This is a genomic window from Pseudomonas salicis, assembly GCF_057128705.1.
The window spans coordinates 90,948-104,894 of the sequence record NZ_JBSKHU010000003.1; the positions used below are offsets into that span (position 1 = coordinate 90,948).

Sequence of the window (13,947 nt, forward strand, 5' to 3'; positions counted from 1 at the left end):
GCAATGAGCCGTACCCCATGAATCCGGTCGCCGTTTTGCGTCTGCCGTTGAACACCGATCTGAGCGGCTTCGTCGAACTGCTGCGGCGCCTCAACGTGCCGCACCGGGTCAGCGAAGAGGCGGGCCAGCAAGTGCTGTGGGTGCCCGACGCGCCGCAACTGGCCGACGACGTGCGCCAGCTCTATCAGCAATACCCGGAAGGCGACCCCACGGCGCAACTGCCGCCGGGTCGTGAAGTCGTCGCGCAGACCCGGCCAAGCCCGTTGGTGCAGGTGCGAAGCAGCCCGGTGACCAGTGTCTTTCTGCTGCTGTGCCTGATCGTCGCGGGTGTAACGCTGCTGGGCGACAACTATGAAGCGCTGAGCTGGCTGACCTTCAACGATTTCCGCGTCAGCGGCGATTACGTGATGTTCACCCCGGTCAGCGTCACGCTGGCGGCGGGGCAGTGGTGGCGGGTCGTGTCGCCGATGCTGATCCACTTCGGCATCCTGCACCTGGTGATGAACGCCCTCTGGTTCTGGGAGCTGGGGCGACGCATCGAGATGCGTCAGGGCAGCTGGCATTTGCTGGGGTTGACCCTCGCGTTCAGCGCGTTTTCCAACTACGGCCAGTATTTCTGGAGCGGTCCGAGCCTGTTCGGCGGGCTGTCCGGGGTGCTGTACGGGCTGCTCGGTCACTGCTGGATCTTTCAATTGCTCGCACCCAACCCCATTTATCGCCTGCCTCGCGGCGTATTGGTGATGATGCTGGCGTGGCTGGTGCTTTGTATGTCCGGGCTGATCAGCCTCCTGGGGTTTGGCGAAATCGCCAACGGGGCGCACGTCGGCGGACTGATCATCGGTTGTGCAACAGGTCTTGTGGGCGGTGCATTGGCGCGCCGTACCCCTTAAAATTGCTCGCTTAATTCTGGGAGAACCCAATGTCCTCTTTTGTCGAAATGATCGAAAACATCACCCCGGACATCTACGAGAGCCTGAAACTGGCCGTGGAGATCGGCAAGTGGTCCGATGGCCGCAAGCTGACGCAGGAACAACGTGAACTGTCGCTGCAGGCGCTGATCGCCTGGGAAGTGCGCAACGTGCCCGAAGAACAGCGCATCGGCTACATGGGTCCGCAGGAATGCGCGTCAAAATCGGCGCCGGTGCCGAACATTCTCTTCAAATCGGATGCCATCCATTGATCGAAATGGGTCGAGGTTCCGTCAACAAAATGTCTGCGCGGCTTGACGCCACGCAGGTGGAATACGCGTTTCGTCTGGGTGACTCGGAAATCCCGGTCAATCCACTGATCGGCAAGACCGTGCGCCTGGAATACCTGGGTGCCATCCATTGCAGCCATTGCGGCCGTCGCACCAAAACCAGCTTCAGCCAGGGCTATTGCTACCCCTGCATGCAGAAACTGGCGCAGTGCGATGTGTGCATCATGAGCCCGGAAAAGTGCCACCACGAACACGGCACCTGCCGCGATCCGTCGTGGGGCGAGCAATTTTGCATGACCGATCACGTGGTTTACCTGGCCAATTCGTCGGGCGTGAAAGTCGGCATTACTCGCGCCACGCAGCTGCCGACCCGCTGGCTCGATCAGGGTGCCAGTCAGGCGTTGCCGATCGTGCGCGTGGCGACCCGTCAGCAATCGGGCTTTGTCGAAGACCTGTTCCGCAGTCAGGTGGCCGACCGCACGAACTGGCGCGCATTACTCAAAGGCGATGCGCCATCGGTTGACCTGGCGGCCATCCGTCAGCAATTGTTCGAGTCCTGCACTGAGGGTCTGACAGCGTTGCAAGCGCGTTTCGGCCTGCAAGCCATCCAGCTGCTGAACGATGTCGAGCCGATCGAGATCCGCTACCCGGTCGAGGCCTACCCGACCAAGATCGTCAGCTTCAACCTGGACAAGGACCCCATTGCCGAGGGCACGTTGTTGGGCATCAAGGGTCAATACCTGATCTTCGACACCGGCGTGATCAACATCCGCAAGTACACGGCCTATCAGCTCGCCGTGCACCACTAGCCTCGTATTTTCAGCTCAAAGAACAAGGACAGCATCATGCGCACCGAACAGCCGAAAATGATTTACCTGAAGGATTATCAGGCGCCTGAGTACCTCATTGACGAGACCCACCTGACCTTCGAATTGTTCGACGACCACACGCTGGTGCACGCGCAATTGGTCATGCGCCGCAATCCGGAAAGGGGCGCAGGCTTGCCCCCGTTGGTTCTGGACGGCCAGTTGCTGGAACTGCTGTCGGTCAAGCTGGCCGACGTGGACCTGGCATCGGATGACTACGAACTGACCCCGGACAACCTGACCGTCCACCCCAAATCCGCGACCTTCACCCTCGACACCAGCGTGAAGATCCACCCGGAAACCAACACCGCACTGGAAGGCCTGTACAAGTCCAGCGGCATGTTCTGCACCCAGTGCGAGGCCGAAGGGTTCCGCAAGATCACCTATTACCTCGACCGCCCGGACGTGATGAGCAGCTTCACCACGACGGTGATCGCCGACAAACAGGACTTCCCGATCCTGCTGTCCAACGGCAACCCGATCGAAGCCGGTCCTTCCGAAGATGGCCGTCACTGGATCACTTGGGAAGACCCGTTCAAGAAGCCGGCCTACCTGTTCGCGCTGGTGGCCGGTGACCTGTGGTGCATCGAAGACACCTTCATCACCATGACCGACCGCAAAGTCACGCTGCGCATTTACGTCGAGCAGGAAAACATCGACAAGTGCCAGCACGCCATGGACAGCTTGAAGAAATCCATGCGCTGGGACGAAGAGGTCTACGGCCGCGAATACGATCTGGACATCTTCATGATCGTGGCGGTCAACGACTTCAACATGGGCGCCATGGAAAACAAGGGTCTGAACATCTTCAACTCCAGCGCCGTGCTGGCCCGCGCCGAAACCGCGACCGACGCCGCTCACCAGCGCGTCGAGGCCATCGTCGCCCACGAATACTTCCACAACTGGTCGGGCAACCGCGTGACCTGCCGCGACTGGTTCCAGTTGTCGCTCAAGGAAGGCTTCACCGTGTTCCGCGATTCCGGCTTCTCCGCCGACATGAACTCGGCCACGGTCAAGCGCATCCAGGACGTCGCCTACCTGCGCACCCACCAGTTCGCCGAAGACGCCGGCCCCATGGCCCACGCCGTGCGCCCGGACAGCTTCATCGAGATTTCCAACTTCTACACCCTGACCGTGTACGAAAAGGGCTCGGAAGTGGTCGGCATGATCCACACCCTGCTGGGCGCTGACGGCTTCCGCAAGGGCAGCGACCTGTACTTCGAGCGCCATGACGGCCAGGCCGTGACCTGCGACGACTTCGTCAAGGCCATGGAAGACGCCAACGGCATCGACCTGACCCAGTTCAAGCGCTGGTACTCGCAAGCGGGCACCCCACGTCTGACGGCGACCGAGTCCTACGACGCCGCAGCCAAAACCTACAGCTTGACCTTCCGCCAAAGCGCGCCGACCACCCCCGGTCAGCCAGGCGAAGAGAAAAAGCCGTTCGTGATCCCGGTTTCCCTGGGCCTGCTCGACAAGCAAGGTCAGGAAATTCCGCTGCGCTTGCAGGGCGAGTCCTCGGCCACCGGCACGTCCCGCGTGATCGCCGTGACCGAAGCCGAACAGACCTTCACCTTCGTCGACATTAACGAGCAGCCGCTGCCGTCGCTGCTGCGCGGCTTCTCGGCGCCGGTCAAACTCAGCTTCCCGTACAACCGCGACCAGCTGATGTTCCTGATGCAACACGACAGCGACGGCTTCAACCGCTGGGATGCCGGTCAGCAGCTGTCGGTGCAGGTGTTGCAGGAACTGGTCGCTCAGCATCAGAAAGGCGAGGCGCTGGTGCTGGATCAGCGTCTGATCACCGCGCTGGGCACGGTGCTGGCCGACGAATCGCTGGATCAGGCCATGGTCGCGGAAATGCTGTCGTTGCCGGGGGAGGCCTACCTCACCGAAATCAGCGAAGTGGCCGACGTCGATGCTATCCACGCCGCCCGCGAGTTCGCCCGTCAGCAACTGGCGAACAGCCTGAGCGAGGCGCTGTGGAAGCGTTACGAGGCTAACCGCGAGGTGTCCAAGCGGACGGCGTATGTGGCCGAGTCCGAGCACTTCGCCCGCCGCGCCCTGCAAAACATCGCGCTGTCGTACCTGATGCTGACCGGCAAACCAGAGGTATTGACGGCGGCCATCGAACAGTTCGACAGCGCCGACAACATGACCGAGCGTCTGACCGCGCTGGCCGTGCTGGTCAACTCGCCGTTCGAAGCCGAGAAGGCCAAGGCGTTGGCGGTGTTCGCCGAGAACTTCAAGGACAACGCGTTGGTCATGGATCAGTGGTTCAGCGTTCAGGCTGGCTGCACCTTGCCGGGCGGTCTGGAACGTGTGAAAGCCCTGATGCAGCACCCCGCCTTCACGATGAAGAACCCGAACAAGGTGCGGGCGTTGATCGGCGCGTTTGCCGGGCAAAACCTGATCAACTTCCACGCGGCAGACGGTTCGGGCTATCGCTTCCTGGCGGATCTGGTGATCGAGCTGAACGGCTTCAACCCACAGATCGCGTCGCGCCAACTGGCCCCGCTGACCCGCTGGCGCAAGTATGACGACAAGCGTCAGGCGCTGATGAAGGGCGAACTGGAGCGGATTCGCGCTTCCGGTCAGCTGTCGCCGGACGTGTATGAAGTGGTGAGTAAAAGCCTGGCGTAATCGCCGTTAGCTTTACTGACAAGGGCTGCCCGTGAACGCGGGCGGCCCTTTTTTATGCGTATCCGCAACACTGATCGCCCAATCCTGTAGGAAACTTCCCTGTCCTCGCGTCCAGCTTTCACACACCCTGATACGAATCGGCTGGCAGAAACGTCCTGCCGTCACGTTCATCCTTTCGCCGCTTGTTGATGCCTTGCGTGGGCAGCGAGCGTTTCTTCCAATAAAAAGGTATGGGCGAGTTGATGAAGTCACGGAATACGTGGGCGTTGCTGGGGTTGGCCGCATTGGGGCAAGAGGCGTTGGCCCATGCTCATGTCACCGAGGAACAGCGGTTTGGCGCGGGGGATGTTGAACTGAGTGTGGGGCTGGGACTGCTCAATGGTCAGTCCAGGGAAAAAGTCTACGACGAGGGCGAAAAACTCAGCCAGCTCAACTGGGCTATCAAACAGGTGCCAACGTTGCACCTGGGGGTGACGTTTAACCCCGCCGAGTGGCTGTCGCTGGATGCCAAGGGCTGGACGCAGATGGGCAAGGGTCGTAGCCACATGAAGGATTACGACTGGATGAACGGTGAGGACGAGCCTTGGACCGACTATTCGGACCACCCGGACACCAAGGTGAAGAAAGCCTGGCAAGCCGAATTCGCAGCCACGGTATGGGCGTTCAAGCGGGAGGATCTGGCGTTAGGCGCGATGCTCGGCTACCAGCACAGCGAGTTCGGCTGGGAAGCCAAGGGCGGACGCTTTACGTATTCATCGGATGACGGTTTCCGAGATATCACTGGCCAGATTCCCGCCAAACTGAAAAGCATCAGCTATGAACAAACATTCGCTACGCCGTTTGTGGGGCTGGTCGGGTTGTACACCCACGACAACTGGACGCTGGAAGGGCGCTTCAAATACAGCCAGTGGGTCAAAGCTCGGGACTACGACCAGCATCATCTTCGCAACGTCACCTTCACCGGCAACAACGGCAATCGTGGAAAAATGCAGAGCTTGGCAGTGGGCGTGTCGTATAAATTGACGCCGCAGCTATCGCTCAAGGGGAACGTCGATTATCAAACGTACGCCGAGGCCAAGGGCAGCATGCTTGAAAAGAATCTGAAGACGGGGGAACGCGAGTATCACGGTGGCAAAGCCGGCTCCCAAGCCAACCGGACTGTGCTGTCCAGCCTGGCGCTGAACTACCGCTTCTGAATGAACCCGCCCCTGTGGGAGTGAGCTTGCTCACGAAAGGCGCCAGTCAGCCAATGCTCAGCTGATTGGCCCGGCCGTATTCGTGAGCACGTTTGAAGCGAAGGGGGGGGCGAAAACGACTGCCCCGCTGGCATCGATCAATCCCCGCGATACACGCAACCGCTGGTGCACGTTTCATGAATACGGATGGCCGACAACTCCGGCAGCAGCGGCTTCAGCTCATTCCAGATCCACTTCACCAACACTTCGCTGGTCGGGTTTTCCAGACCGGGAATGTCGTTCAGGTAGTTGTGATCCAGACGCTCGTACAGCGGTTTGAAGATCGTCTTGATCTCGGAGAAGTCACGGATCCAGCCGGTGTGCGGATCAGGTTCGCCTTGCAGGTAAATCGCGACCCGGAACGAGTGGCCGTGCAGACGGCCGCACTTGTGGCCCTCCGGGACGTGAGGAAGGCGGTGAGCCGATTCGAACGTAAATTCCTTGAAGATTTCCACGGTATTGAGAGCCTTGAAAGGTTGGCGATCGCCTGGGCGAAAAAATGCAGGGGGCGAGTTTACCAGCAATGGTTTGCCGAGGCACCGTCAGAACCTGACCGCCCGGTTGAAAATCACCCGGTCAGATCAGCGTCTCCAGCCGACCGGCCAGACGCCCGCTGTCCACCAGGTCGATGAACTCGTCGCCCAGCCTTCGGCTCTGTTCCATGGCCGTTCGCCAATAGCGCTGGCGTTCCGGGTCGTTGCCGACGAAACGCTTGAAATCGCTGCGGTCCGGGAGCTTGCCGAACGGCAGCGTCGCCAGATAATCGCGGGACGGCGCCAGCAGCACCACGTCTTGCAACCGCCCCAGGTCACCGCGCCGCCACGGCAGGGCTTTGTCGAACCAGCCGGGGATGATTTTATCGGTGAAATGCGGATACAGCACGATGTCGCTGCCGCTGTAGGGCAGGTCGAGGTGGTAATCCAGCAGGCCGCCGTCGCGGAACGTACCCGGCCCGACACCCGGAATGTCCATCACGCCTTGCATCACCATCGGAATCGAACCCGAGGCCAGCAGCGCCTGGCGCAGATTCGACACGTCGAGGGGCAGGCAGCGGGAGGGAAAATCCGTCAAGGGCGAGAGCGGTGGGGCGAGGCGAGCGTCGTGCAGGATCAGCCGTTCGAAATGCCGCGACAACCGCGCGCGTCCGATGAGGTTGTTGGCGATCACTGAGCCCAGCCCGAGGCCCAGACCGCCGCGATGATCCAGCGCGAGCAGGCCGTGACTTTTCACAATCATCACGTTGAGTCGGTGGTGGGGGGTGCTCAGCACACGGGCATCGCGCCCCTGCAACAGGTCGTCGAGCATCTTCACGCAACTGCGCGTGACCTCGGCCATGGTCACGCCCTTGGCGAAGCTTTGTTCGTTGTAGAGCTGACCGAGCCGGGTCAGGCCTTCCACCGGGTCAGGCAGACAGGCGCTCGCAAAACGCCACGCACCGATGGACGCGCCGATCAGCGAGCGTTCCCGCTTGAAACGTGGCAGCCATTCGCCGAACAGCGCCAGATCCAGCCCTTGAATACCCAGCGCCTTGGGCCCGCCCGCCGCACCCGGAATGATGCCGACATCGGCGGGGGCCAATCCGTGGTCATGAATCCGGGCCATCGCCCGTTTCCCGGCCTTGAGGGTCAGCGCGGGCGTCTTGATCTGAATGGCGCTCATGGGCACTCCGGAGATAAGCAGAGGCGAAGTATATCGGCTGGCTCGCCCGCGAAAAGCGGGGTCTGTGCCAAAGGTGATGGCAGGTGGCCGTACGTTTCAGCTTCAATTAAGTTCGGTTGGTTATCGTTGTTTCCGTCAACAAGACGACCACAACGGAGATTCACCATGAAACTGTTCACTGCCTTTTTCGCCGCTTCTGCTCTCGCACTCACTGCTGGCTACGTACAGGCCAAAGATCTGGGCCCGGACGAAGCGCTGCGCCTGCGAGATGCAGGTACTATTCAATCTTTCGAAAAACTTAACGCGGCCGCGCTGGCCAAACACCCTGGCGCAACCGTTACCGAGACCGAGCTGGAACAGGAATATGGCAAGTACGTTTATCAGGTCGAGCTGCGCGACGGTAAGGGTGTCGAGTGGGATGTCGAACTCGACGCCACCAACGGCCAAATCCTCAAAGACCATCAGGACACCTGATGATCGCCGGTAAGCGTCCTTCCGTCCTGTTCGCCCACGGCCTGATCGCCGCCTGTGCAGTCACGGCCTGCACGGTCTGCGCTGCACGGGATCTGGATCAGGATGAGGCCCTCGCCCTTCGGCAAAAGGGCGTCATTCTGCCGCTTGAGCAGTTCATCGAACAGGCACTGGGACGCTATCCCGGTTCTAAACTCCTGGAAGCGGAGCTGGAAGAGAAACACGACGTTCTGGTCTACGAGATCGAGTTGCTGACGTCCGATCACGTGGTTCGTGAACTCAAATTCGATGCCCGCGACAGCCGTTTGCTGGAAGACAAGGAAGACGATTGATGCGCCTGTTACTGGTTGAAGACAACGTGCTTCTGGCGGACGAGCTGGTCAGCGGTTTGACTCGGCAGGGGTACGCGGTGGACTGGCTGGCCGATGGCCGCGACGCCGTTCACCAAGGGATGAGTGAGCCCTACGACCTGATCGTATTGGACCTCGGGTTGCCGGGGCTGTCGGGGCTGGACGTCTTGCAGAAATGGCGCGCGGACGGCCTGGCGACACCCGTGCTGATCCTCACCGCTCGCGGCTCCTGGGCCGAGCGGATCGAAGGGTTGAAAGCCGGTGCCGATGATTACCTCACCAAACCCTTTCACCCCGAAGAATTGCAGCTGCGCATCCAGGCGCTGCTGCGCCGTGCCCGAGGCCTGGCGAATCAGCCGAAACTCGAAGCGGCGGGCCTGCATCTGGATGAGGGCCGCCAAAGCGTGAGCCGCGACGGCGAAGACATCCAGCTCACCGCCGCCGAGTTCCGGCTGTTGCGCTATTTCATGCTGCACCCCGAACAGATCCTGTCCAAGAGCCACCTGGCCGAGCACCTGTACGATGGGGAAAACGAGCGTGATTCCAACGTCATCGAAGTGCACGTCAACCACCTGCGCCGCAAGCTGGGCCGAGCGGTGGTCGAAACCCGGCGCGGCCAAGGCTATCGATTTGGCGGAACGGGCGGGTGAGGTCGATACAACGCACCCTCAGCCTTGGCCTGATCAGCGTGCTGCTGATCATTGGGCTGGTGCTGGCGCAGGTCAGCCTGTGGCTGTTCGAAGTCGGTATGCAACGCTATCTGGAATCGGGACTGCGCAATGACGCCGAATTGCTGCTGGTGGCTATCGTGCGTGGCCCCAATGGCCTGCAGTTAGATGAACAGCGGCTGTCGCCGGGGTATCAGCGGCCGTACTCCGGCCATTATTTCCGCATTGACTTCGACGGTGGGCACTGGCGCTCGCGATCGTTGTGGGACCTGGAGTTGCCACAACCTGACCAAGCCGGGTTGCACGCCGACTTCGAGCTGGAAAAAAGCAGGCAATCCCTGTTGTTGCTTCAATCGGATTACCGGAAGTTTGGCCAGAAGATTTCCATCACGGTCGCCCAGGACTACACCCCGGTGCAGTCCAGCTTCGCGCAAGTGCAGCGCATTGGCCTGGGGTTGGGGCTGGCCGCGCTGATGCTGATCCTGATTCTGCAACGGGTGACCGTACGCCGTGCCTTGCGTCCGCTGGACAAGGCCAGGGCGCAGATACTCCAACTGCAACAGGGCCAGCGCTCGCAGCTCGATCAGGAGGTGCCGCTGGAGCTTGAGCCGCTGGTCGCCCAGGTCAACCATTTGCTGACGCACACTGAGGACAGCCTCAAGCGATCTCGCAACGCTTTGGGCAATCTCGGTCATGCCTTGAAAACACCGTTGGCGGTGCTGATGAGCCTGACGGAAGGGCAAAAGCTGGAACAATTGCCCCACGTGCGCGCCACCTTGCGCGATCAGCTGCAACAGATTCAGCAACGACTGGAGCGTGAGCTGAATCGTGCACGTCTGTCAGGCGATGCGCTGCCAAGTGTGCGATTCGACTGTTCTGCCGAGCTGCCGGGGCTGTTTTCCACCCTGCGAATGATCCATGGCGAGCACTTGGAGCTGAACAACCACGTGGCCGCCGATCTGGTCCTGCCGTGGGACCGTGAAGACATCCTGGAACTGCTTGGAAATCTCCTGGACAACGCCTGCAAGTGGGCCGACAGCGCCGTCTGCCTCACCATCACACACGAACAGGGCCAATACCGCCTGCTGATCGACGACGACGGGCCGGGGATTCCGCCAGAGCAGCGGGTCGAGATGCTGGGCCGTGGCAACCGGCTGGATGAACAGGTGACCGGGCACGGATTGGGGCTGGGGATCGTCAAAGACATCGTTGAGGCGTGGGGTGGGCACGTTCAGCTGCTCGACAGTCCGCTGGGCGGGTTGCAGGTGCGCATCGACCTTCCAGAGCGTCAGCCGGCTCAACCGGGCGTCCATTGATCGATTGGTTGTCGTCGCGGCCTCAACTTTTGCTGTACTGCGCCGCTACCTATTAAGGAGCCTGGATGGCCCGTTGCCCACAATAATAAAAGGTCACGACACCTATGCGGCTAAATCTGAAAGCCAAAGTTCTCTCCCTCGCCGTGCTTCCGGTGTTGCTGTTTGCGCTGATCATCAGCGTCAGTACGGTTTTCATGCTCCGTGAACAAGCGAACCGCGAAGTCGAAGAGACCCGTCAGCGTTTGCTCGCTGAAGCCAAAGCCACCTTGCAAAGCTATGTGGCGGTGGCCATGGGAACCATCAAGCCGCTCTATGACGCCTCGGCTCCAGGTGATATGGAGGCCCGCGCCCAAGTCATCAAAATGCTCTCCCAAGTTAAATACGCCAAAGACGGTTACTTCTTTGGCTACGACTCTCAAATCGTTCGCCTCTTCAAAGGCGACAGTCCTGACGGCATCGGCAAAAGCTTCAAAGACACCCGCGACACTAATGGCATTCCTTATGTTGTCGGTTTGGTGGAAGCCGGTAAATCGGGGACGCATTACCTGGAGTACGCCTCGCCATTGCCGGGCTCCAACGAGTCCTTGCCCAAAGTTGGCTACACCGAGTTCCTGCCCAAATGGGATATGGCCATCGGCTCCTCGGTGAACCTGGATAATATCGACGCCAAAGTCGCTGAAGTCCGCAAGGCCATCGCCCAGCGAACCGAGCAGATGCTGATCACCATCCTCGGCATCGCATTGGTGGTGCTGGTGATCATTGCCGTCATCGGCGTCTGGACGTCCGGCACCATCCTGCGGCCATTGCAGTTGATGAAAGCCAACCTGGACGACATCGCGGCCGGGGAGGGCGACTTGACCCGCCGCCTGGCCGTGACCTCGCAGGACGAACTGGGTGATCTGGCGGGCTCGTTCAATCGCTTCGTCGACAAGATTCACGGGCTGGTGCGGCAGATCGCGGAAATGACCTCGCAACTGACCGGCCTCGTGGGTGAAGTGACCCGTCAGGCGCAGCGTTCCGAACAGGCCATGGAGCGCCAACGTCACGAAACCGATCAAGTGGCGACGGCGATCAACCAGATGTCAGCCGCCGCGCAGGAAGTCGCCAAGAGCGCGCAAGGCGCGTCGGTGGCGGCGCAGCAGACCGATCAGGAAGGCCAGACCGCCAAGCGCGTCGTCGACGGCAGCATTCAGCAGATCCATGCGCTGGTGAGTGACATTCGTCATAGCGGCGCGTCGCTCGACAGCCTGCAGAACGACGTGACGTCCATCGTCGGCGTGCTGGGGGTGATCCGTTCCATCGCCGAACAGACCAACTTACTGGCGCTGAACGCGGCCATCGAAGCGGCACGGGCGGGCGAAGCGGGTCGCGGGTTTGCGGTGGTGGCCGATGAAGTCCGCGCCCTGGCCAGCCGCACGCAACAAAGCACGCAAGAAATTCAGGGCATGATCGACCGCCTGCAACAGGGCACCCAAGGCGCCGTGGCCGCGATGCGCCGCTCCAGCGAGGCCGGCGATGGCACCTCCGCCCGGGCCAACGAAGCGGGTGCGTCGCTGGACACCATCGGCCAACTGATCGGCACGATCAATTCGATGAACGCGCAGATCGCCAGCGCCGCCGAAGAACAGACGGCCGTGGCCGAAGAAATCAACCGCAGCGTGCATCAGATCGCCGTGGCGGTCGAAAGCGTTGCCGACGAGACCCGCCACAGTGCCACCACGTCGCGCAGCCTGACCGACCTCAATCATCGTCTTGGCCAACTGGTGGGCCAGTTCCGCATCTGATGCGCCACACGGTGGGCCGCAATGGCCCATCGTTTCCTTCCTGCAGCCTCTCTCCGGCGGCACTCCTGTTGCGATTGACGGACTAATCATTAGGCCCTGCGTTTAGCGGGGCTTAATGACATGGAAGGAACATGAACGAGACCTCGCTGCAAAACAAAACCCTGATGCTGCTGGTGGTCCTGGTGACGCTGGCCTTCATCTGGATCCTGCTGCCGTTTTACGGTGCGGTGTTCTGGGCGGTGGTGCTGGGCATCATCTTCGCACCCCTGCAACGGCGACTGGTGGCGCGCTTCGGCTGGCAACGCAACCTCACCTCGCTGTGCACATTGATGATCTGCCTGGTAATCGCAATCTTGCCGGTGATCATCATCAGCATGCTGATGGTCCAGGAAGGTGCTGCGTTGTACAAAAGCGTCGAAAGCGGCCAGCTTGACATCCCTAAATACCTCGCCGAATTCAAGGCGTTGCTGCCGACCTCGATGCAACATTGGCTCAACCGTCTGGGTATCGGAGATTTCAACGGGCTGCAGGACAAGATTTCAAAGACGGCGATGCAGGGCAGTCAATACTTGGCGACCCAGGCGTTCAGCTTCGGACAGGGCACGTTCGATTTCGTGGTGAGTTTTTTCATCATGCTGTACCTGCTGTTTTTCTTCCTGCGCGACGGCCAGGACCTGACCCGTCGTATTCGCATCGCCGTTCCCTTGGCGGAGGTGCAGAAGCGTCGACTGCAACTGAAGTTCACCCGTGTCGTGCGCGCGACGGTGAAGGGCAATGTGGTGGTGGCGATCACCCAAGGTGCGCTGGGCGGTCTGATTTTCTGGATTCTGGACATTCCCAGCGCGTTGTTGTGGGCGGTGGCGATGGCTTTTCTGTCGCTGTTGCCGGCGGTAGGGGCGGGGATCGTCTGGGCGCCAGTGGCAGCGTATTTCCTGCTGAGCGGGATGATTTGGCAGGGCGTGGTGCTGGGGTTGTTCGGGGTGTTCGTGATCGGATTGGTGGATAACGTGCTGCGACCGATTCTGGTGGGCAAGGACACGCGGATGCCGGATTACCTGATTTTGATTTCGACGCTGGGGGGGATGGCAGTGTTCGGGCTGAACGGGTTTGTGATCGGGCCGATGATTGCGGCGTTGTTCATGTCGACGTGGGGGTTGTTTACCGGGGCGAAGACGACGGTGAGGTTGCCGGGGTAGTTTTTTGTTTTGTGTGTATATCCGTTGTCTCGGGTGATGCTGATATAGGTTCTGCCTGGGGGCAGAAGATTTCGCCTCCGGCGAGTTACTTGGAAAAGTCGGATTGCCGCACCACCCCCAAGTAACCAAGGGTGCCTGCTCCTGGTTGGCCCTGATTGCGTCAGGGTTCCCTCGCTCCGGCGACGCTCCGTGGGCCCGCCGCGAAGGGCCATCCATGGCCCAGCGCGGCTCTCGCGGCATCCATGCCGCTAGGCCCACTCCGCGCCGCCTGCGTTCGGCCTGCACCCAAGTCGCGCTCAGCGGTGTCTGGACTGGCGTGGGAAAAGATCAAAAGCGGTCTTGCTGGAGCTAACGCTCTTCGCGATGTAATGACGTGCGCAGAGGTTTAATCCAGACACAGGTCTCAACTGTGGGAGCGAATTCATTCGCGAATGCTGGTACATCCGGTACATCTCTATCGTCAGCCACTTTTCGCGAATGAATTCCCACAGGGATTGGGGCATGACTAAGATTCCGTGGGCGCCCGACCGCAATGCCGGTACATCCGGTGCATCTCTATCG

At 60.6% G+C, this 13,947-nt stretch carries 13 protein-coding genes and 1 pseudogene; 12 read left to right on the forward strand and 2 right to left on the reverse strand.

Annotated features, from left to right (window positions below; all coding sequences use genetic code 11):
• The first annotated feature begins 17 nt into the window (after nt 1-17).
• From ACWKWE_RS11105 to ACWKWE_RS11125, 5 genes are all read left to right on the forward strand, one after another.
• Nucleotides 18-890: a rhomboid family intramembrane serine protease gene (locus ACWKWE_RS11105; RefSeq protein ID WP_401144518.1), complete on the forward strand. Its 873-nt coding sequence runs from the start codon at nt 18-20 to the stop codon at nt 888-890.
• 29 nt (nt 891-919) lie between these two features.
• The gene (locus ACWKWE_RS11110) at nt 920-1,180 is read left to right on the forward strand and encodes a YeaC family protein (protein ID WP_062380693.1); all 261 of its coding nucleotides are present in this window, start codon (nt 920-922) and stop codon (nt 1,178-1,180) included.
• Nucleotides 1,177-2,007 (forward strand): DUF2797 domain-containing protein, encoded by an 831-nt coding sequence (locus ACWKWE_RS11115; RefSeq protein WP_483850540.1) that lies wholly within the window; start codon nt 1,177-1,179, stop codon nt 2,005-2,007. The genes ACWKWE_RS11110 and ACWKWE_RS11115 overlap by 4 nt, the downstream gene beginning before the upstream one ends.
• 36 nt (nt 2,008-2,043) lie before the next feature.
• A complete protein-coding gene (gene pepN / locus ACWKWE_RS11120; RefSeq protein WP_483850541.1) occupies nt 2,044-4,707 on the forward strand; it encodes an aminopeptidase N in 2,664 nt (887 codons plus the stop codon).
• Nucleotides 4,708-4,949: 242 nt separating this feature from the next.
• Nucleotides 4,950-5,903 (forward strand): omptin family outer membrane protease, encoded by a 954-nt coding sequence (locus ACWKWE_RS11125; protein WP_483850542.1) that lies wholly within the window; start codon nt 4,950-4,952, stop codon nt 5,901-5,903.
• Between the two features lie 137 nt (nt 5,904-6,040).
• Here ACWKWE_RS11125 and queD read toward each other — a convergent pair whose 3' ends face one another.
• On the reverse strand, nt 6,041-6,397 hold the full coding sequence (queD, locus tag ACWKWE_RS11130; RefSeq protein ID WP_074755358.1) for a 6-carboxytetrahydropterin synthase QueD: 357 nt from the start codon (nt 6,395-6,397) through the stop codon (nt 6,041-6,043).
• Nucleotides 6,398-6,518: 121 nt separating this feature from the next.
• The gene (locus tag ACWKWE_RS11135) at nt 6,519-7,601 is read right to left on the reverse strand and encodes a patatin-like phospholipase family protein (RefSeq protein ID WP_483850543.1); all 1,083 of its coding nucleotides are present in this window, start codon (nt 7,599-7,601) and stop codon (nt 6,519-6,521) included.
• A 165-nt stretch (nt 7,602-7,766) separates the two neighbouring features.
• Here ACWKWE_RS11135 and ACWKWE_RS11140 point away from each other — a divergent pair, with 165 nt between their 5' ends.
• The 7 genes and pseudogenes from ACWKWE_RS11140 to ACWKWE_RS11170 all read left to right on the forward strand — a co-directional run bounded on the left by ACWKWE_RS11140 (nt 7,767) and on the right by ACWKWE_RS11170 (nt 13,386).
• Nucleotides 7,767-8,075, forward strand: coding sequence for a PepSY domain-containing protein (locus ACWKWE_RS11140; RefSeq protein WP_166594793.1), 309 nt, complete (start codon nt 7,767-7,769; stop codon nt 8,073-8,075).
• Nucleotides 8,075-8,404 carry a PepSY domain-containing protein gene (locus tag ACWKWE_RS11145; protein ID WP_166594794.1) on the forward strand — a complete coding sequence of 110 codons (330 nt, stop codon included), beginning with the start codon at nt 8,075-8,077 and terminating at the stop codon, nt 8,402-8,404. Before ACWKWE_RS11140 ends, ACWKWE_RS11145 begins: the two co-directional genes overlap by 1 nt.
• On the forward strand, nt 8,404-9,072 hold the full coding sequence (locus tag ACWKWE_RS11150) for a response regulator transcription factor (RefSeq protein ID WP_483850544.1): 669 nt from the start codon (nt 8,404-8,406) through the stop codon (nt 9,070-9,072). Before ACWKWE_RS11145 ends, ACWKWE_RS11150 begins: the two co-directional genes overlap by 1 nt.
• Nucleotides 9,069-10,406, forward strand: coding sequence for a sensor histidine kinase (locus tag ACWKWE_RS11155; RefSeq protein WP_483850545.1), 1,338 nt, complete (start codon nt 9,069-9,071; stop codon nt 10,404-10,406). The genes ACWKWE_RS11150 and ACWKWE_RS11155 overlap by 4 nt, the downstream gene beginning before the upstream one ends.
• Before the next feature lie 194 nt (nt 10,407-10,600).
• Nucleotides 10,601-11,332 (forward strand): annotated as a pseudogene (locus tag ACWKWE_RS11160) (cache domain-containing protein); the annotation flags it as partial.
• 102 nt (nt 11,333-11,434) lie between these two features.
• Entirely contained in the window at nt 11,435-12,190 is a 756-nt protein-coding gene (locus ACWKWE_RS11165; RefSeq protein ID WP_371928521.1) for a methyl-accepting chemotaxis protein, read from the forward strand.
• A gap of 131 nt (nt 12,191-12,321) precedes the next feature.
• Nucleotides 12,322-13,386: an AI-2E family transporter gene (locus ACWKWE_RS11170; RefSeq protein WP_483850546.1), complete on the forward strand. Its 1,065-nt coding sequence runs from the start codon at nt 12,322-12,324 to the stop codon at nt 13,384-13,386.
• Nucleotides 13,387-13,947 lie beyond the last annotated feature (561 nt).

Coding starts and splice junctions, on each gene's coding strand:
- ACWKWE_RS11150 (WP_483850544.1), top strand. CDS start 8,404: ATGCGCCTGTTACTGGTTGAAGACAACGTGCTTCTGGCGGACGAGCTG.
- ACWKWE_RS11145 (WP_166594794.1), top strand. CDS start 8,075: ATGATCGCCGGTAAGCGTCCTTCCGTCCTGTTCGCCCACGGCCTGATC.
- pepN (WP_483850541.1), top strand. CDS start 2,044: ATGCGCACCGAACAGCCGAAAATGATTTACCTGAAGGATTATCAGGCG.
- ACWKWE_RS11170 (WP_483850546.1), top strand. CDS start 12,322: ATGAACGAGACCTCGCTGCAAAACAAAACCCTGATGCTGCTGGTGGTC.
- ACWKWE_RS11125 (WP_483850542.1), top strand. CDS start 4,950: ATGAAGTCACGGAATACGTGGGCGTTGCTGGGGTTGGCCGCATTGGGG.
- ACWKWE_RS11140 (WP_166594793.1), top strand. CDS start 7,767: ATGAAACTGTTCACTGCCTTTTTCGCCGCTTCTGCTCTCGCACTCACT.
- ACWKWE_RS11165 (WP_371928521.1), top strand. CDS start 11,435: ATGGAGCGCCAACGTCACGAAACCGATCAAGTGGCGACGGCGATCAAC.
- ACWKWE_RS11105 (WP_401144518.1), top strand. CDS start 18: ATGAATCCGGTCGCCGTTTTGCGTCTGCCGTTGAACACCGATCTGAGC.
- ACWKWE_RS11135 (WP_483850543.1), bottom strand. CDS start 7,601: ATGAGCGCCATTCAGATCAAGACGCCCGCGCTGACCCTCAAGGCCGGG.
- ACWKWE_RS11110 (WP_062380693.1), top strand. CDS start 920: ATGTCCTCTTTTGTCGAAATGATCGAAAACATCACCCCGGACATCTAC.